Here is an 18,037-nt window from a genome sequence, read left to right as displayed (position 1 = left end):
TCGCCGCACCCGCGTACGGGCACTCCGAAGCCATTCAGCCCTGCCTGCCGGGAGATACCGCCATGTCCGCATCCCTGAACGCCGCCACCGCCGCCTGCGCCACCGCCGCCGACGTCCCCGCCTGTGACGGGCCGCTGCCGGTGCTCGGCCGGGACGTCACCGTTCCCCTCGTCACCGGCGGCGAGGTCACCTACGCGGCCCTGGACTACGCGGCCAGCGCCCCCGCGCTGCAGCGGGTCTGGGACGACGTCGCCGCGTACGCCCCGTACTACGGCAGCGTCCACCGCGGCGCCGGCTACCTCTCGCAGCTCTCCACCGACCTGTTCGAGCAGAGCCGCGCCACCGTCGCCGAGTTCCTCGACTGCCGCCCCGCCGACCAGGTCGTCTTCACCCGGTCCACCACCGACTCCCTGAACCTGCTCGCCGCCGCGCTGCCGGCCGGCTGCCAGGTGTTCGTCTTCGAGACCGAGCACCACGCCTCGCTGCTGCCCTGGGGCGACGCCCGGGTCACCTACCTCAACGCCCCCCGCACCCCCGGCGAGGCCGTCGCCACCCTGGAGCGGGCCCTCGCCGACCGCACTGCATCAATTGAAGAGGGCTACGGCCCGGCGCTGGTGTGCGTCACCGGCGCGTCCAACGTCACCGGTGAGCTGTGGCCGGTGAAGGAGCTCGCCACCGCCGCGCACGCCCACGGCGCGCGCATCGTGCTGGACGCCGCCCAGCTGGCCCCCCACCACCCCGTCTCCGTACGGGAGCTGGACGTGGACTGGGTCGCGTTCTCGGGGCACAAGCTGTACGCGCCCTTCGGCTCGGGCGTGCTCGCCGGCCGCGCCGACTGGCTCCAGGAGGCGCAGCCGTACCTCGCCGGGGGCGGCGCCTCCCGCAAGGTGGCCCGCCGCGAGGACGGCGGCGTCGACGTCGAGTGGCACACCACCGCCGCCCGGCACGAGGCCGGCTCCCCGAACGTGATCGGCGTCTACTCCATCGCCTCCGCCTGCCGCGCCCTGCGGGAGGCCGGCTTCGAGAACCTCGTCGCCCGGGAGGAGCACCTCATCGCCAAGGTCCGCGAGGGCCTGGCGGAGGTCCCGGCGGTGCGGGTGCTGTCGCTGTTCGGGGACGACGCCCCGCGCGTCGGCGTCATCTCGTTCGTGGTGGACGGCTGGAACAGCTCGCACTTCGCGGCCGCGCTGTCCGCCGAGTACGGGATCGGGGTGCGGGACGGGCTGTTCTGCGCCCACCCGCTGGTCCGCACCCTGCTGGGCAGCGAGCCGCAGGCCCAGGGCGAGTGCGGGGCGCCGGAGGCGGCGCCGGGGGAGCGGTCGCTGAACGCGATCCGGGTCAGCTTCGGGGCGGGGACGCCGGACGAGCACGTGGAGCGGTTCGTCCGCGCGGTGCGGGAGCTGGTCGAGGACGGTGCGAAGTGGTCCTACCGGACGGAAGAGGGCCGCTGCGTGCCGGCTGTGTAGGTGTGCGCGGGGCCGGCCGCTGCGCGGGGCCTGCCCCTCCCCGCCCTTCAACCGTTCTCGCCTCAAACGCCGGCGGGGCTGGAAGCGCCGCGCAGCGGCAAATTCCAGCCCCGCCGGCGTTTGAGGCGCGGGGGTCTGGGGGCGGAGCCCCCAGGACGGGCCCCGCGCAGTGGCACCCCGTACCGGCCCGGGGAGAGGGCTACGCGTCCAGGCCGATGGCGAAGGCGGCTTCGAGGTCGTGCTGCGAGTACGTGCGGAACGCGACGTGCGTGTCGGTGGCCTCGACGCCCGGGATCTTGCTGATCCGGCCCGGGATGATGTCCGCGAGGTTCTCGTGGCGGGCCACCCGGACCAGGGCGATCAGGTCGTACGTACCGGTGACGGAGTAGACCTCGCTGACGCTGTCCAGCTGCGCGATGGACTCCGCGATCTCGGGGATCCGGTCCACGCTGGTCTTGATGAGCACGATCGCGGTGATCACGGTTGGCTGTCTCCCTCGCCGGCAGTCACTGGTCTCCTCACTCTAGTCGTACGGCGATAGCGGGCCCACGCGTAGCAGAAGCCCAGCGAGAACCCCACCACGTGGGCCAGGTAGGCCACTCCCGGACCGCTCCCCGCGCGGTGCGCCGCCAGCCACTGGAGGCCGAACCAGAACAGCAGCACGATCCATGCCGGGAAGCGCAGCGGCAGGAAGAGCAGGAACGGGAACAGGCTGGTCACCCGCGCCCGCGGGAAGAGGCACAGGAAGGCCCCCAGCGCCGCCGAGATCGCCCCCGACGCGCCCACCAGGGTCTGGTCCGAGGACGCGTTGGCCGCCGCGTAGGCCGCCAGCGCGAGGTAACCCGTGCAGACGTAGAACACGAGGAAGGGCGCCCGGCCCATCCGCTCCTCCGTCATCGCGCCGAAGACGTAGAGGAACAGCATGTTCCCGAGCAGGTGCAGCCAGCTGCCGTGGACGAACAGCGCCGTCAGCGGGGTCAGGAGCGGGCGTCCGGCCCCCGAGAACAGCTCGTCGGGGACGACGCCCCAGTGCCGGAAGTACGCCGTCCCCGTCTCCACGAGCAGATCGCCCGTCCCGTAGGCCGGGTTCAGGCCAGAAGCCGGGCCGAGGACGAACACCGCGCAGCAGGCGGCGATCAGCGCGTACGTGACCACGGGCCCCCGGGCGGCATCGCACAGGGTCCGCCACTTTACGATCATGCGACAGAGCATGACGCAGGCGGACCCACCTGAGGGTGGTGCCAGGCCGTAGGGTTACGTGCTGCGGTCCGCCGACCGCGGCGTAGGGCTTTAATTGAATGAGCTACGAAGGAGAGAGCGGCCTGATGACGGTTCCCCTGCCGACCGACACCACCCGGTGGCGCTGCACCCTGTGCGGCAACCTCACGCGGTTCGATGTCACCCGATCGTCGAAGGTCGTGGAGTACGTCCACCTCGATCTCGCCGGGGAGCCCAAGGTCGAGGAGCGCGAGGTGGTCAGTGAGACCATCGAGTCGGTCCGCTGCCGCTGGTGCAACGCGGTGGACCAGATCGAGCTCGTGGACAGGCCGGGCACCGACTCCTGACGGAGCGGGGCCCACAGTAGATCACGGTAGGGGTGACGGATTGTGGAGCCAGCAAGCGGCGCGACGCAGGCCGACGCGGCCGGCGACGCCGCGGAGGTCCTCGACCGCCCGCTGCCGGAAGGCGTGCGGCGCCGGGTCGTCGCGATCGTCTCGGACGCCTTCGGCGGTCTGACGGTCGGGGACCTCCCGGCGCAGCTGCGGCAGTACGCCCGCTTCACCCCGACCCGCCGCGCCAAGTTCGCGGGCAACGCCATGGCCGCGGCCGTGGAGACCGACGGGGTCTTCCGCAGCCGGATCGCGGAGAAGCTGCGCGAGGCGCAGCCCGAGCTGACCGGGGCCCTGGAGTCGGGCGCCCCGCCCGCCGCCGCGGACCCGCTGGACGTGGCGGCCGCCGCGTACGTGCTGCGCCCGGCCGGCTGGGTCAAGCTGGTGGCGTCCGCCGGTGAGGAGGCGCAGCGCGCCGACGCCGAGCGGGTCGGCGACGAGACACGGCGGGAGCTGGAGCGGCTGCGCGAGGAGCTGGCCCAGCTGAAGGAGGCCCAGCGCTCCGGCGGCGAGCAGGTGCGGGCCGAGCTGGAGGCCGCCCGCAAGGAAGCGGAATCGCTTCAGCGCAAGCTGCGCAGCGCCCTGAGCGACGTCAAGCGGGGCGAGGCCGCCCTGCGCAAGCTGGGCGGCGAGATCGACGGGATCCGCGGTGAGGCGGCGGCGCAGGTGGCCGCCGCCGAGAGCGAGTCCCGGCGCCTGAAGTCCCGCCTGGCGGAGGTGGAGTCGGCGCTGGAGACCTCGCGCCGGGCCACCCGGGAGGGGCGCAGCGTCGAGGACATGCGGCTGCGGCTGCTGCTGGACACCGTGCTGGACGCGGCGGCCGGACTGCGCCGCGAGCTGGCGCTGCCGCCGGTCTCCACGCGGCCGGCCGACACCGTGGACGCGGTGGAGCCGGGCCGGATGACCCCGAAGGACATCGCGGCGCGCGCCCTGTCGGAGACCGATCCGGCGCTGCTGGACCAGCTGCTGGCGCTGCCCCAGGCGCACCTGGTGGTCGACGGCTACAACGTGACGAAGACCGGCTATCCGACGATGCCGTTGGAGAAGCAGCGGCTGCGGCTGCTGGGCGGGCTGTCGATGCTGGCCGCGCAGACGGGTGCCGAGATGACGTGCGTCTTCGACGGTGCGGAGCTGGCGGCGCCGGTGCTGCTCGCGCCGCCGCGCGGGGTGCGGGTGCTGTTCTCCAAGGCGGGTGTGACGGCGGACGAGTTGATCCGCCAGCTGGTGCGGGCCGAGCCGCCCGGCCGTCCGGTGGTGGTGGTCTCCACCGACCGCGAGGTGGCCGACGGGGTGGCGAAGGCGGGCGCCCGGCCGGTGACGTCCGCATTGCTGCTCAAGCGGCTTTCGCGCGTTTCGTAACGCAAGCGGAAGACGTACCGTCAGCTCCTCGGCACGCAGCGTGGGGCTTGTGTGAAGGAAGCGGAACGGCGTCGGGATTTTTCTGCAGGGGGTTTGAAGTGATCAAGGACGGCTCGCTAGGGTCCGCTCAAACCTTCGTGCGGTAGCGCACCCGTTCGGGTGCGGGCCCCCGAGGAGAAGGAGCCCGCCCCCGTGGCGTCCCACCGCCGACCCAGGCCGCCGGCCCGCACCCGCGTGACCGTGCTCACCGCCACCGCCGCCGCGGCGGTCGCCCTCTCCGCGCAGTCCGCCGTGGCCGCCCCCGCCGGACCCGACAAGGACGAGGTCAAGAGCAAGGTCGACGCCCTCTACGAGGAGGCCGAGCAGGCCACCGAGAAGTCCAACGGGGCCCGCGAGCACCAGGCGGAACTCGAGAAGGAGATCGCGCGGCTCCAGGACGCCGTGGCCCGCGACCAGGACGAGCTCAACGACCTGCGCAACACCCTCGGTTCGCTGGCCACCGCCCAGTACCGCGGCGGCGGCCTCGACCCGTCCGTCGCGCTCCTGCTCTCCGCCGACCCCGAGACCTACCTCGACAAGGCCTCCACCCTCCAGCAGTTGAGCGGCAGACAGCTGGAGGCGGTCGCCCGGATCCAGGCCAAGCAGCGCGCCCTCGCCCAGCAGCGCCAGGAGGCCGCGAGCAAGCTCGCCGACCTCGACGCCACCCGCAAGGAACTCGCCGAGAAGAAGAAGGCCGCCCAGGACAAGCTCGCCGAGGCCCAGGCCCTCCTCAACACGCTCAGCGCCCAGGACCGCGGCCGGCTCAAGGAGGAGGAAGCCAGGCAGAGCGCGGCCGGGCAGAAGGCCGCCCCCGCGGTGAAGGCCTCCGGCCGGGCGGGGGCCGCGCTGGCGGCCGCGAAGACCAAGCTGGGCAGCGCGTACATCATGGGCGCCACCGGCCCCAGCGCCTACGACTGCTCCGGGCTGACCCAGTGGGCCTACGGCCAGGCCGGCGTCGGCATCAGCCGCACCACCTACACCCAGGCCAACGACGGCACGCGCATCGGCCGCAGCCAGCTCCAGCCCGGTGACCTGGTCTTCTTCTACGACGACCTGCACCACGTCGGCCTGTACGCCGGCAACAACATGACCCTGCACGCCTCCAACCCGCGCGGCGGCGTCAAGTACGAGTCGATGGACAACATGCCGTTCCAGTTCGGCGTCCGCATCTGACCCCCCGCCCCGGGCCCGCCGCATCTGACCCTCCGCCCCGGGCCCGCCGCATCTGACCCTCCGCCCCGGGCCCTCCGCCCCGGGCCCTCCGCCCCGGGCCCTCCGCCCCGGGCCCGCCGTACACCGCCCATCCGGGCGAATTGCGCGGAGGGGCCCTGACCCCGTGCCCCGCCCATGACCTGCGTCTGAGGCGGGTAGCCGTCATGCGCGCCCCCCGCCGGCCGTTGGCCGGTGCGTGGCCGCGCGGCTACTGTCTGCCAGCGCGGAACCCGGTACACGGCCGTCCACGGGGGGCGGACCCGGGCCCCGCACAGCGGAAGGAGCGGTTCCCCATGGCGTCCCACCGCCGGTCCGGGCTCAGCGGCCTCGACCGGAACACCAAGGTCACCGCCTTCACCGCCGCCGCGGCGGGCGCCGCCGTGGCCATCACGGGCGCACCCGCGCTCGCCTCCCCGGGCCTCCCCCAGGAACCCGCCGGAAGCGCCCGCGCCCAGGTCGACCGGCTCTTCGAGGAGGCCGAGCAGGCCACCGAGCGGTACAACGAGGCCGGCGAGAAGGCCGACGCCCTGCGCGCCCAGATCAGCCGGGCCCAGGACGCCGTCGCCCGCGGCCAGGACCGCATCAACACCATGCGCGGGGTCCTCGGAACCTTCGCCGGCGCCCAGTACCGCTCCGGCGGCCTGGACCCCACCGTCGAGCTGATGCTCTCCGACGACCCCGCCGCCTACCTCGACAAGGCCGCCGTCCTGGGCCGGCTCAGCGGCCGCCGCGCCCAGCAGCTGGCCGAACTCCGCGAGGAGCAGAGCCGGATCGGACAGCAGCGCCAGGACGCCTCCCGCAAGCTCGCCGAACTGGAGGCGCTGCGCACCGAGGTGGCCACCCAGAAGCGCTCCGTCACGGCGAAGCTCGCCGCCGCGCGCCGGCTGCTCAACGAGATGCCCTCCGAGGAGCGCGCCGACTTCGAGCGCGCCTCCCGCTCCGGCGGCCGGGGCCACGCCGACGGCCTGCCCGACCTGCCCGTCGGCGGCGGCCGCGCCTCGGGCCGCGCCATGGCCGCCGTGATGGCCGCCCGGGCCGCCGTCGGGAAGCCCTACGTGTGGGGCTCCACCGGCCCCTCCGGCTTCGACTGCTCCGGGCTGATGGTGTGGTCGTACCGCCAGGCGGGCGTCTCCCTGCCGCGCACCTCGCAGGCCCAGCGGTACGCGGGCCGGCAGGTGCCGCTGTCGCAGGCGCAGCCCGGGGACCTGGTGACGTACCGCTCCGACGCCAGCCACGTCGGCATGTACGTGGGCAACGGCCAGGTGGTGCACGCCCCGTACCCGGGCGCGCGGGTGCGGTACGACCCCGTCGGGATGATGCCGGTGTCCTCGGTGACCCGGCCCTGAGCCCGCCCCTGCGTACGATCGGCGGATGATCCGGGTCCGCCGACGCACCGCCGTACGCCTCCTCGCGCTCGCGCTGTGCCCGCTCCCGGCGCTGGCCGGCTGCACGGGCCCCGAGCCCGCGGCCCCGGCCGACACGGCGGTACGGCGGGCCGTGGCCGACTGGTCGGCGGCCCCGCCCGCGCGGCTCGCCGGGATCCCGCTGGAGGACTGGTCGTACCGGGTCGCCACGGTCCGGCAGGACGGCGTACGCGCCTTCGCGCGCGCGGAGCTGCGCTACCGGCTGGCCGGCTACGACGCGGCCCCGGCGGCCTCGGCCCGCGAGGTGGAGCTGACCCGGGACGGCACCGGCTGGCGGGTCACCGCCGACCGGCCCGCCCCCGGGGCGCCGGCGCAGCTGTGGGACCAGGGGGAGCCGGCCGTCGTGCGGGGCGCGCACAGCCTGGTCCTCGGGGTCGGCCGCAGCCCGCAGGAGCTGTCCGCCCTCGCGGACGGGGCCGACCGGGCGGTGCCGGCCGTCGGCGCGGCCTGGCCGGGGCCGTGGGCGCGGCGGGTGGTGGTCCTGGCACCCGCGACGCTGGACGCGATGGCCGCGCTGCTGGGGCGGCCGGCCGACACCTACCGGGGCCTGGGCGCCGTCACCACCGGCAGCACCGGGGGCGGGCCGGCGCCGGCCGACCGGGTCGTGGTCAACCCGGAGGGGTACGCGGGCCTTTCGGAGGCCGGGCGGCGAATCGTCCTCACCCACGAGGTCACCCACGTCGCGACCCGCGCCGCGACCTCGGCGCGGACCCCGCAGTGGCTGTCGGAGGGCTTCGCGGACTGGGTGGCGTACCGGGGGACGGGGACCACCCCGGCGGAGGGCGCGCCGGAACTGGCCCGGGCCGTGCGGCGCGGCGAGCTGCCGGGCGCGCTGCCGGCCGACGACGCGTTCGCCTTCGGCACCGACCCGTCGGCGGCGGCCCGCGCCTACGAGGGCGCCTGGCTGGCCTGCCGGCTGGTCGCCGCCCGGTGGGGCGAGGGGGCGCTGGTCCGCCTGTACGAGCTGGCGGGCCGCGAACCGCTGCCGGCGGCGCTGGAGCAGGCCCTGGGGACGGACCTCCCCGGGCTGACGGAGGCCTGGCGGCAGGCGCTGGGGGCGGACCTGCGGTAGCGGTCCGGTACGTTGGCGGGGATGCACAAGACGCTGATCGTGACGAACGACTTCCCGCCGCGCCCGGGCGGCATCCAGGCCTTCCTGCACAACATGGCGCTGCGGCTGGACCCCGAGCGGGTCGTCGTCTACGCGTCCACCTGGAAGCACGGCGCGGAGGGCCGCGAGGCCACCGCCGCCTTCGACGCGGAACAGCCGTTCCCGGTGGTCCGCGACCGTACGACGATGCTGCTGCCGACGCCCCGGGTGACCCGGCGGGCGGTGTCCCTGCTGCGCGAGCACGGCTGCGAGTCGGTGTGGTTCGGGGCGGCGGCCCCGCTCGGGCTGATGGGCCCGGCGCTGCGGCGGGCCGGCGCGCGGCGGATCGTCGCCACCACGCACGGGCACGAGGCCGGCTGGGCGCAGCTGCCGGCCGCGCGGCAGCTGCTGCGGCGGATCGGCGAGGGCACGGACACCCTGACCTACCTGGGGGAGTACACCCGTTCGCGGATCGCCTCGGCGGTGACGGACCGGGCGGCGGCGCGAATGGTCCAGCTGCCGCCGGGGGTGGACGAGAAGACCTTCCACCCCGGCTCGGGCGGCGCGGAGGTCCGGGCGCGGCTGGGCCTGTCCGACCGGCCGGTGGTCGTCTGTGTGTCCCGCCTCGTTCCCCGCAAGGGGCAGGACACCCTGATCGAGGCGATGCCGCGGATCCTGGCGGCGGTGCCGGACGCGGCGCTGCTGATCGTGGGCGGCGGCCCGTACGAGGCGGACCTGCGGGCGCTGGCCGCCGCGAAGGGGGTCGCCGACTCGGTGGTCTTCACGGGCGCCGTCCCCTGGTCGGAGCTCCCCGCCCACTACGGCGCCGGGGACGTCTTCGCGATGCCGTGCCGGACCCGGCGGGGCGGGCTGGACGTGGAGGGGCTCGGCATCGTCTACCTGGAGGCCTCGGCGACGGGCCTGCCGGTGGTCGCGGGCGACTCGGGCGGTGCGCCGGACGCGGTGCTGGACGGCGAGACCGGCTGGGTGGTCCGCGGCGGCGCCCCCGACGAAGCGGCGGACCGCATCATCACCCTGCTCGGCGACCCGGAACTCCGCGCCCGCATGGGCGAGGCGGGCCGCGCCTGGGTGGAACGCCAGTGGCGCTGGGACCACCTGGCGGAGGGGCTGCGCGAGCTGCTGTAGCGCTGAACGGGCAGCCTGGTTGCCCACCCGCCTCCCTGTCTGCGGGCCGGTGGGGCGTGGCGCCGCTCCGGGCCGGCTGTCTCCCCCGCGAGGGGTGGGGGCGGGGCGGTGGTTGCCCACCCGCCTCCCTGTCTGCGGGTCCGGGGGCCGGGAGAGCGGTGTCCCGCTGGGCGGCCTCAGGAAGGGCTGGGGGTTTCCCGGCAGTCCCATCGTCCTTCCGGTTCGGGCCGGCCCGTCAAGGGCGCTCCTTCGTCGCGTCACTTCGTGATCGCCTTCGGCGACCCTTGACCGGCCGGCCCGCCCCGGAAAGCCGAAAGACTGCCGGGAAACCTCCAGAGGAACGGTCACGGGGCAGGGGGAGGGGAGCGGCTCCCTCAGCGATGGGCCGGGGGCCGGGGGCCGGCTGCCCACGCGAGAGGTTGATCAGAGCCCCCTGGGGAGCGCCGAGGCGCAGAAGATCGCTACGCGCTTCTCTGATCTCGGCGACTGGCGGCCGTCGGGGGCCCTACGGGGTCAGGGGCGGAGCCCCTGGGAACGGTGGAAGGGCGGGTAGGGGACCTCGCCCGCGCAGCGGCACCCGCACCCGCACGCGACCCGTACGCACCCTCGGAGGGACGCAGTGGGCGTCAAGAACCGGCATGAGGCGGCAAGGTCGGTCCATCAGGGGCAATCGTGGGCGGAAACGTGCAGGGCGGCGGACCGGCGCCGGGGTGTGGTTACGGTCCACACATGTCTGACTGTTACTCACATGCGTGGCGGTGCGCGTTATGGCCGGTTGGGTGGAATCCGCTCATGATGCGCCCATGACACCCAACCTGACGCGCCGTCAACTCGGCCTCAACGCCCTCCGCGCCGCCGCAGCCCTCGGCATCACCCGCATCGGCCTCGGCGCCGCCGCCGCGGCCGAACCCCCCGCCGCCCCGTACGCGCCCGCCGTCGTCGTCGGCTCCGGCTACGGCTCCGCCGTCGCCGCGCTGCGCCTCGGGCAGGCCGGCGTGCGCACCGTCGTCCTGGAGATGGGGCGGCTGTGGAACACCCCCGGCCCCGACGGCAAGGTGTTCCCCTCCACCTCCGCGCCCGACCAGCGCTCCATGTGGTTCCGCACCCGCACCGAGGCCCCGCTCGCCCAGTTCCTCTGGCTCGACGTGGTCAACCGCGACATCAGCCCCTACCCCGGGGTCCTCGACCGGGTGAACCACGGCGGCATCTCCGTCTACGTCGGCCGCGGCGTCGGCGGCGGCTCGCTCGTCAACGGCGGCATGGCCCCGACCCCCAGACGCTCCTACTTCGCCGAGGTGTTCCCCGGCGTGGACGCCGAGGAGATGTACGGCACCTACTTCCCCCGCGCCCGCGCCATGCTCGGCGTCAACGGGATCGACCCCGCCTGGTTCGAGTCCACGGAGTGGTACCGCTTCGCGCGGACCTCCAGAAGACACGCCCAGAACACCGGCCTGAAGACCACCTTCGTGCCCAACGTCTACGACTTCGAGTACATGAAGCGCGAGGCGGCCGGCACCGCCACCCGCTCCGCCCTCGCCGGCGAGGTCATCTACGGCAACAACCACGGCAAGAAGAGCGTCGACAAGACCTACCTCGCCGCCGCCCTCGGCACCGGCAACGTCACCATCGAGACCATGCAGCGGGTGGTCGCCGTACGCCAGGACCCGGCCGGCGGCTACGTCCTGACCGTCCACACGAGCGACGTCACCGGCCGCGTCACCCAGGTCCGCGAACTCGGCTGCGGGCAGCTGTTCCTGGGCGCCGGCAGCCTCGGCACCACCGAGATCCTGCTGCGCGCCCGCGAGACCGGCGCGCTGCCCGCGCTCAGCGAGAAGGTCGGGCTCGGCTGGGGCCCCAACGGCAACGTGATGACCGCCCGCGCCAACCACCTGTGGGACACGGTCGGCTGCAACCAGGCCACCATGCCCGCCCTCGGCATCGACGACTGGGACAACGCCGCCAACCCGGTCTTCGCGGAGATCGCCCCGCTCCCCATGGGCATCGAGCACTGGATCTCGATGTACCTGGCCATCACCAGGAACCCGGAACGCGGCCGCTTCGTCTACGACGCCGCGACCGACTCGGCACGGCTGAACTGGACCCGGGACCAGAACGCCCCGGCGGTCGCGGCGGCCAGGAACCTCTTCGACCGGATCAACCGCCGCAACGTCACCGTCTACCGCCACGACCTGTTCGGCGACAACAGGGCCTTCGCCGACGACTTCACCTACCACCCGCTCGGCGGCTGCGTCCTCGGCGAGGCCACCGACGCCTACGGGCGGGTCAAGGGCTACCAGGGGCTGTACGTGCTCGACGGATCGCTCGTACCCGGCTCGCTCGGCGTGAACCCGTTCGTGACGATCACGGCCCTCGCCGAGCGGAACATGGAGCGGATCCTCGCCCGGCCCTAGGCCCGGTACAGGGCGTCGATCTCGTCCGCGAAGTCCTTCGCCACCACGTTGCGCTTCAGCTTCAGCGACGGCGTGATGTGGCCGGACTCCTCCGTGAACTGGGAGCCCAGGATGCGGAACTTCCGCACCGATTCCGCCTTGGACACCGCCGCGTTGCCGTCGTCGACGGCCTTCTGGACGGCGGCGATCAGCTCCGCGTCCTCGCGCAGCTCCGCCGCCGTCACCCCGGCCGGCTTGCCGTTCTCCGCGGCCCACCGGCCGAGGAACTCCTCGTCGATGGTGACCAGCGCGGCCACGAACGGCCGCGCGTCGCCGACCACCATGCACTCCGCTACCAGCGCGTGCGCCCGGATCCGGTCCTCGATCACCGCGGGGGCGACGTTCTTGCCGCCGGCCGTGACGATGAGCTCCTTCTTGCGACCGGTGATCTTGAGGTAGCCGTCCTCGTCGAGGGTGCCGACGTCGCCGGTGTGGAACCAGCCGTCCGTCATCGCCTCGGCGGTGGCCGCCTCGTTCTTCCAGTACTCCTTGAAGACGTGCTCGCCGTGCACCAGCACCTCGCCGTCGTCGGCGATGCGCAGCACGGAACCGGGCAGCGGCTGGCCGACCGTACCGATCTTCTGCTTGTCCCACGGCAGGAACGCGGTGGCCGCGCAGGTCTCCGTCAGGCCGTAGCCCTCCAGGACCGTGAAGCCGATGCCGCGGAAGAAGTGGCCGAGGCGCTCGCCGAGCGGGGCGCCGCCGGAGATCGCGTACTCGCCGCGCCCGCCGAGGACGGCGTGCAGCTTGGAGTAGACGAGCTTCGAGAACAGCTTGTGCTTCAGCTTCAGGCCGAAGGACGGGCCCGAGGGGGTGTCCAGCGCCCGGCTGTACGCGATCGCCGTGTCGGCGGCCGCGTCGAAGATCTTGCCCTTGCCGTCGGCCTGCGCCTTGGCCCGCGCCGAGTTGTAGACCTTCTCGAAGACGCGCGGCACGCCGAGGATCAGCGTGGGGCGGAAGGACTGCAGCTCGTCGGTGAGGTTCTTGATGTCCGGTACGCAGCCCAGCCGGATCGGCGCCAGCACCGCCGCCACCTCGACCAGGCGGCCGAAGACGTGCGCGGCCGGGAGGAACAGCAGCACGGAGCACTCGCCGGTGCGGAAGAGCGGCTTCAGCCGCTCCACCACGTTGCCGCACTCGGCGAAGAAGTTGCGGTGGGTCAGCACGCAGCCCTTGGGGCGGCCGGTGGTGCCCGAGGTGTAGACGATCGTCGCCGGGTCGTCGGCGACCGCGAGGGCGCTGCGCGCGTCCACCTCGGCGTCGGTGACCTCCGCGCCCGCGGCCTTCAGCAGGCCCTGGGCGTCCTTCTCGATCTCCCAGACCTCGCGCAGCTCGGGCAGCCGGTCCCGCAGGGAGGCCACGTTCGCGCTGTGCCCGGGGCTCTCCACGACGGCCGCGACGGCCCCGGAGTCGCCGAGGATCCACTGGATCTGCTCGGGGGAGCTGGTCTCGTACACGGGGACGGTGACGCCGCCCGCGGTCCAGATCGCGAAGTCGAACAGCACCCACTCGTAGCGGGTGCGGGAGATCAGGGCGACCCGGTCGCCGGGGCGGATGCCCGACGCGATCAGGCCCTTGGCGACGTCCCGCACCTCGGCGAGGAACTCCACCGCCGTCACGTCCTGCCACCGGCCGTCGACCTTGCGGCTGATGACGGCGGTGTCTGGGTGCTGGGCGGCGTTGCGGCGGATGAGATCCGTCAGGTTCCCGTCCGACGGGACCTCGTACAGGGCCGGAAGGCTGAACTCGCGCAAGACTGCTGCTCCTCTGGGCGCCATCGCCACCGTGTGGACCGACCGGACGTTACCCACCGGTAGTGGGTTCCCGGTAGAGGGAACCGGCCAGATGTTCCGTGCGTCACATTCTGTACATCGCGATGCGGCGCAAGACCCGCCAATACGCTGCCGACAGTAGTCGACCGTGTTCGCGACTCGGAAGTAACCGCAGGTCCGGCCGCCTGCGACCCTCCCCCTACCCGGCCGGAGCCAGGCCCCCCTAGGGTGAGCGCATGGGTGGCAGGAAGAGTCGTACGCGGGTCCACGTCGTCAGCGACGTCCACGGCAACACCGACGCGCTCGCACGCGCCGGAGAGGGCGCCGACGCCCTCGTCTGCCTCGGCGACCTGGTGCTCTTCCTCGACTACGCCGACCACTCCCGCGGCATCTTCCCCGACCTCTTCGGCGTCGAGAACGCCCACCGCATCGTCGAACTGCGCACCGCCCGCCGCTTCGCGGAAGCGCGCGAATTCGGCCGTCGCCTGTGGGACGGACTCGACAGGGAACGGATGATCGAGGAAGCCGTCCGACGGCAGTACGCGCAGATGTTCGCGGCCTTCCCCAGCCCGACGTACGCCACGTACGGCAACGTCGACATCCCCGGCCTGTGGAGCGAGTACGCCGGAACCGGCACCACCGTCCTCGACGGCCAGCGCGTGGAGATCGGCGGCCGCGTCTTCGGGTTCGTCGGCGGCGGACTCCCCTCGCCGATGCGCACCCCCTACGAGGTCGACCCCGAGGAGTACGCCGCCAAGGTCGAAGCCCTCGGCGAGGTCGACGTCCTCTGCTCGCACATCCCGCCCGAGGTCCCCGAACTCTGCTACGACACCGTCGCCCGCCGCTTCGAACGCGGCAGCGAAGCCCTGCTGGCCGCGATCCGCCGCACCCGGCCCCGCTACGCCCTCTTCGGCCACGTCCACCAGCCGCTGGCCCGCCGGGCCCGGATCGGCGCCACCGAGTGCGTGAACGTCGGCCACTTCGCCGCCACCGGAAAGCCATGGGCCCTGGAGTGGTGACCTCCCTGGAGTGGTGACCCCCACACGCACGGTAGCCTGCACGCGGCGGCCGCGGGCCGCACACTTCCTCGAATACTCCCCGGAGGAGCCACCGCGATGGCGGAACACACCAGCTCAAGCATCACCATCGACGCCTCCCCGGCCGACGTGATGGCCGTGATCGCCGACTTCGCCCGCTACCCGGAGTGGACCGGCGAGGTGAAGGAGGCCGAGGTCCTGGCCACCGACGCCGAAGGCCGCGCCGAGAAGGTCCGCCTCCTGCTGGACGCCGGCGCCATCAAGGACGACCACACCCTCGCCTACACCTGGAAGGGCGCCGACGAGGTCAGCTGGACCCTCGACAAGTCCCAGATGCTGCGCCAGCTGGACGGCTCCTACCGGCTCGCCCCGCTCGACGGCGGACGCACCGAGGTCACCTACCAGCTCACCGTGGACGTCAAGATCCCCATGCTGGGCATGATCAAGCGCAAGGCCGAGAAGGTCATCATCGACCGCGCCCTCGCCGGCCTCAAGAAGCGCGTCGAGACCCCCCGCCCCTGACGCCCCCGGGCCCCACCGGGACGCCGCGCGCGCGGCACCCGGAAGGGGCCGCACGGGCCCGGCCCGGCCCGTTGCCTGTGCCGGTACCCCCGGCCCGCCCGGCCCCCCGACCCGCACCGGAACCACCGGCACAGCAAAGGCACGGCACCACCATGCAGACCCTCCTCGTCACCGGCCCGGGAGGCGCAGGCCGCAGCACCGTCGCGGCCGCCACCGCGCTCGCCGCCGCACGCGAGGGCCGACGGGTCCTGCTCCTGTGCGGCCCTGACGCCGACCCCTTCCCCGACCCCGTCCCGGGACTGCGCGTCACCCCCGTCGACTCCGGCCAGGAGTTCCGCACCGAACTCGCCGCCCTCCAGGAACGCGGCGCCGCCCTCATCGGCATGCTCGGCGGCCGCCCCCTCGGCACCGAGGAACTCACCGAGCTCCCCGGCGCCGAACAGTTCGCCCTGCTCCGCGCCCTGCGCCGGGCCGCCGCCGCACCCGCCACCGACCTCGTCGTCGTGGACATGCCCCCGCTCCACCAGGCCGTGGCCACCCTCGCCCTCCCCGCCCAGCTCCGCCGCTACCTCGCCCGGCTCCTCCCCGCCGAACGCCAGGCCGCCCGCGCCCTGCGCCCCGTACTGGCCCAGCTCGCCGGAGTGCCCATGCCCGCGCAGTGGCTGTACGAGACCGCCGCCCGCTGGGACGAGGAGCTCGCCGCCGTCCAGGCCGTCGTGGAAGCCCCCACCACCCGGATCCGCCTCGTCGCCGAGCCCGGCCCCGCGGCGGACACCGCCCTGCGCACCGGCATGCTCGGCCTCGCCCTGCACGAGCTGCGCACCGAGTCCCTCGTGGCCAACCGCCTCGTACCGGCGGACGCCGCCGCTGCCCACCCCTGGGCCGCCGGCATCGCCGAGCAGCAGCGCGCCTTCCTCGACGCGTGGACCGGCGCCGGCCTCCCCGTCCACGAGCTCGCCCACCTCGGCCGGGACCCCCGCGGCACCGGCGGCCTCGCCGCACTCACCGCCGCCCGGGACCTCGCCCCCGGCCCCGTCCCCGCACCCGGCGCCGGCTGGACCGTCGAGGACCGCCTCGCCGACGACGGGGTGCTCGTCTGGGCGATCCCGCTGCCCCGCGCCCGCAAGAGCGAGCTCGACCTGATCCGACGCGGCGACGAACTGCTCGTCGCCGCGGGACCGCACCGCAGGATCGTTCCGCTGCCCTCCGCCCTGCGCCGCTGCACCGTCTCCGGAGCCGCCCTCACCGACGGCGCCCTCCGCGTCCGCTTCACCCCCGACCCGCGGCTCTGGCCGAGGGAGCGCTGAGACCCGTACCGCCGTTCGGGTACCGTCGAAGGAAGACCCACCGCAGCTGCCGCCAGGAGAGTCCGCCATGAGCGAGGCCACCGACCACCCCGACGCCGACGACGCCTGGGCGCGGGCCTGCGCCGAGGACCTCGCCGCCGAACAGGAACGCCGCAGGTCAGCCCGGTCCGGGGACACCGGGGGCACCGGAGGCGCCGACCGCCCCGGAACCGCCGCCGAGGAGCTGTTCAAGCTCTTCGAAGCCGTCGCCGACAAGGTCTCCTCCCTCAACAACCCCGCCGTCGGCGCCGCCGCCCAGGACGCCGTGCGCCAGTTCGTCAACCAGGCCAAAACCGCCGCCAAGCCCGTCATCGAGCGCAACCCCGAGGTCTTCGGCCACCTCGCCGCCGCCGGATCCGAACTCCTCGCCGCCTACCGCTCCGCCGTCGAGGGCCACGAACGCCGCTGGACCCACGACGAACCCCCCGCACCCCCGGCGCCCTCCGGCAAGGGCGACGAGGGCCCCGGTACCGGCCCAGCCCAGCGGATCGATCTCGACTGAACCTCCGCCGGGCCCGTGTACGGTTGGCCGTGGCGGGGTTTGACCGGAAACCGAGGGACTAATGGGACTCACCATCGGCGTCGACATCGGCGGCACGAAGATCGCGGCCGGCGTGGTCGACGAAGAGGGCACCATCCTTGAGACGTACAAGGTGCCCACCCCGCCGACCGCGGACGGCGTGACGGAGGCCATCTGCGCCGCCGTCTCCGAGGTCAGCAGCAGCCACACCATCGAAGCCGTCGGCATCGGCGCCGCCGGATACGTCGACGACAAGCGCGCCACGGTGCTCTTCGCACCCAACATCAACTGGCGGCACGAACCCCTCAAGGACAAGGTCGAACAGCGCATCGGCCTGCCCGTCGTCGTCGAGAACGACGCGAACTGCGCCGCCTGGGGCGAATACCGCTTCGGCGCCGGCCAGGGCCACGAGGACGTCATCTGCATCACCCTCGGCACCGGCCTCGGCGGCGGCATCATCATCGGCAACAAGCTCCGCCGCGGCCGCTTCGGCGTCGCCGCCGAATTCGGCCACATCCGGGTCGTCCCCGACGGCCTGCTCTGCGGCTGCGGCAGCCAGGGCTGCTGGGAGCAGTACGCCTCCGGCCGCGCCCTCGTCCGCTACGCCAAGCAGCGCGCCAACGCCACCCCCGAGAACGCCGCGATCCTCCTCGGCCTCGGCGACGGCACCGCCGACGGCATCGAGGGCAAGCACATCAGCGAAGCCGCCCGCGCGGGCGACCTCGTCGCCATCGACGCCTTCCGCGAGCTCGCCCGCTGGGCCGGCGCCGGCCTCGCGGACCTGGCCTCCCTCTTCGACCCGTCCGCGTTCATCGTCGGCGGCGGCGTCTCCGACGAGGGCGACCTCGTCCTCGACCCGATCCGCAAGTCCTTCAAGCGCTGGCTCGTCGGCGGCGCCTGGCGCCCGCACGCCCAGGTCCTCGCCGCACAGCTCGGCGGCAAGGCCGGCCTCGTCGGCGCCGCCGACCTGGCCCGCCAGGGCTGACACCCCTTTTCGCCGCGACTGCCCGCCGTGCCCCCTGGGGGAGCGGCGGGCAGCTGCGT

16 protein-coding genes are annotated in these 18,037 nt (G+C 73.9%); 13 read left to right on the top strand and 3 right to left on the bottom strand.

The window, feature by feature from the left end:
- Positions 1 to 62 precede the first annotated feature (62 nt).
- On the top strand, positions 63 to 1,466 hold the full coding sequence (locus tag D1J60_RS10285; RefSeq protein WP_206436508.1) for an aminotransferase class V-fold PLP-dependent enzyme: 1,404 nt from the start codon (positions 63 to 65) through the stop codon (positions 1,464 to 1,466).
- Between the two features lie 199 nt (positions 1,467 to 1,665).
- On the opposite strand, the gene D1J60_RS10280 is transcribed toward D1J60_RS10285, so the two are convergent.
- Together D1J60_RS10280 and D1J60_RS10275 are read right to left on the bottom strand one after the other, a co-directional pair.
- Positions 1,666 to 1,947, bottom strand: a complete 282-nt coding sequence (locus D1J60_RS10280) for an Lrp/AsnC ligand binding domain-containing protein (protein WP_007263678.1) — start codon at positions 1,945 to 1,947, stop codon at positions 1,666 to 1,668.
- A complete protein-coding gene (locus tag D1J60_RS10275) occupies positions 1,944 to 2,678 on the bottom strand; it encodes a rhomboid family intramembrane serine protease (protein ID WP_125594494.1) in 735 nt (244 codons plus the stop codon). Before D1J60_RS10275 ends, D1J60_RS10280 begins: the two co-directional genes overlap by 4 nt.
- Positions 2,679 to 2,791: 113 nt before the next feature.
- Between D1J60_RS10275 and D1J60_RS10270 the strand changes: the two genes are divergently transcribed.
- The 7 genes from D1J60_RS10270 to D1J60_RS10240 all read left to right on the top strand — a co-directional run bounded on the left by D1J60_RS10270 (position 2,792) and on the right by D1J60_RS10240 (position 11,757).
- Positions 2,792 to 3,031, top strand: a complete 240-nt coding sequence (locus D1J60_RS10270; RefSeq protein WP_007263676.1) for a hypothetical protein — start codon at positions 2,792 to 2,794, stop codon at positions 3,029 to 3,031.
- A 39-nt stretch (positions 3,032 to 3,070) separates the two neighbouring features.
- Positions 3,071 to 4,435 carry an NYN domain-containing protein gene (locus D1J60_RS10265; RefSeq protein WP_185899198.1) on the top strand — a complete coding sequence of 455 codons (1,365 nt, stop codon included), beginning with the start codon at positions 3,071 to 3,073 and terminating at the stop codon, positions 4,433 to 4,435.
- 192 nt (positions 4,436 to 4,627) lie between these two features.
- On the top strand, positions 4,628 to 5,647 hold the full coding sequence (locus tag D1J60_RS10260; protein WP_164720873.1) for an NlpC/P60 family protein: 1,020 nt from the start codon (positions 4,628 to 4,630) through the stop codon (positions 5,645 to 5,647).
- Between the two features lie 332 nt (positions 5,648 to 5,979).
- Positions 5,980 to 7,032, top strand: a complete 1,053-nt coding sequence (locus D1J60_RS10255; RefSeq protein ID WP_125594491.1) for a C40 family peptidase — start codon at positions 5,980 to 5,982, stop codon at positions 7,030 to 7,032.
- A 25-nt stretch (positions 7,033 to 7,057) separates the two neighbouring features.
- Entirely contained in the window at positions 7,058 to 8,182 is a 1,125-nt protein-coding gene (locus D1J60_RS10250) for a hypothetical protein (protein ID WP_125820891.1), read from the top strand.
- Between the two features lie 21 nt (positions 8,183 to 8,203).
- The gene (locus D1J60_RS10245) at positions 8,204 to 9,346 is read left to right on the top strand and encodes a glycosyltransferase family 4 protein (protein ID WP_125820890.1); all 1,143 of its coding nucleotides are present in this window, start codon (positions 8,204 to 8,206) and stop codon (positions 9,344 to 9,346) included.
- Between the two features lie 803 nt (positions 9,347 to 10,149).
- Complete coding sequence (locus tag D1J60_RS10240) at positions 10,150 to 11,757, top strand: GMC oxidoreductase (RefSeq protein ID WP_164720872.1); 1,608 nt, start codon at positions 10,150 to 10,152, stop codon at positions 11,755 to 11,757.
- Here D1J60_RS10240 and D1J60_RS10235 read toward each other — a convergent pair.
- A complete protein-coding gene (locus D1J60_RS10235; protein ID WP_125820889.1) occupies positions 11,754 to 13,550 on the bottom strand; it encodes an AMP-dependent synthetase/ligase in 1,797 nt (598 codons plus the stop codon). The genes D1J60_RS10240 and D1J60_RS10235 overlap by 4 nt on opposite strands.
- Before the next feature lie 254 nt (positions 13,551 to 13,804).
- On the opposite strand from D1J60_RS10235, the gene D1J60_RS10230 reads away from it, so the two are divergent.
- From D1J60_RS10230 to D1J60_RS10210, 5 genes are all read left to right on the top strand, one after another.
- Positions 13,805 to 14,587 (top strand): metallophosphoesterase, encoded by a 783-nt coding sequence (locus tag D1J60_RS10230; RefSeq protein WP_125604040.1) that lies wholly within the window; start codon positions 13,805 to 13,807, stop codon positions 14,585 to 14,587.
- 96 nt (positions 14,588 to 14,683) lie between these two features.
- On the top strand, positions 14,684 to 15,127 hold the full coding sequence (locus D1J60_RS10225) for an SRPBCC family protein (protein ID WP_007263665.1): 444 nt from the start codon (positions 14,684 to 14,686) through the stop codon (positions 15,125 to 15,127).
- 152 nt (positions 15,128 to 15,279) lie between these two features.
- The gene (locus D1J60_RS10220) at positions 15,280 to 16,434 is read left to right on the top strand and encodes an ArsA-related P-loop ATPase (RefSeq protein WP_125820888.1); all 1,155 of its coding nucleotides are present in this window, start codon (positions 15,280 to 15,282) and stop codon (positions 16,432 to 16,434) included.
- A 67-nt stretch (positions 16,435 to 16,501) separates the two neighbouring features.
- Positions 16,502 to 16,975, top strand: a complete 474-nt coding sequence (locus D1J60_RS10215; protein WP_125820887.1) for a DUF5304 domain-containing protein — start codon at positions 16,502 to 16,504, stop codon at positions 16,973 to 16,975.
- 61 nt (positions 16,976 to 17,036) lie between these two features.
- A complete protein-coding gene (locus D1J60_RS10210) occupies positions 17,037 to 17,978 on the top strand; it encodes an ROK family glucokinase (RefSeq protein WP_125820886.1) in 942 nt (313 codons plus the stop codon).
- The last annotated feature ends 59 nt before the right edge of the window (positions 17,979 to 18,037 follow it).

Source organism: Streptomyces sp. W1SF4, from assembly GCF_003950035.1.
Taxonomy (GTDB): domain Bacteria; phylum Actinomycetota; class Actinomycetes; order Streptomycetales; family Streptomycetaceae; genus Streptomyces; species Streptomyces racemochromogenes.
Note: the sequence above shows the minus strand (reverse complement) of the source record. Positions and strands in the feature narration are given on the sequence as shown.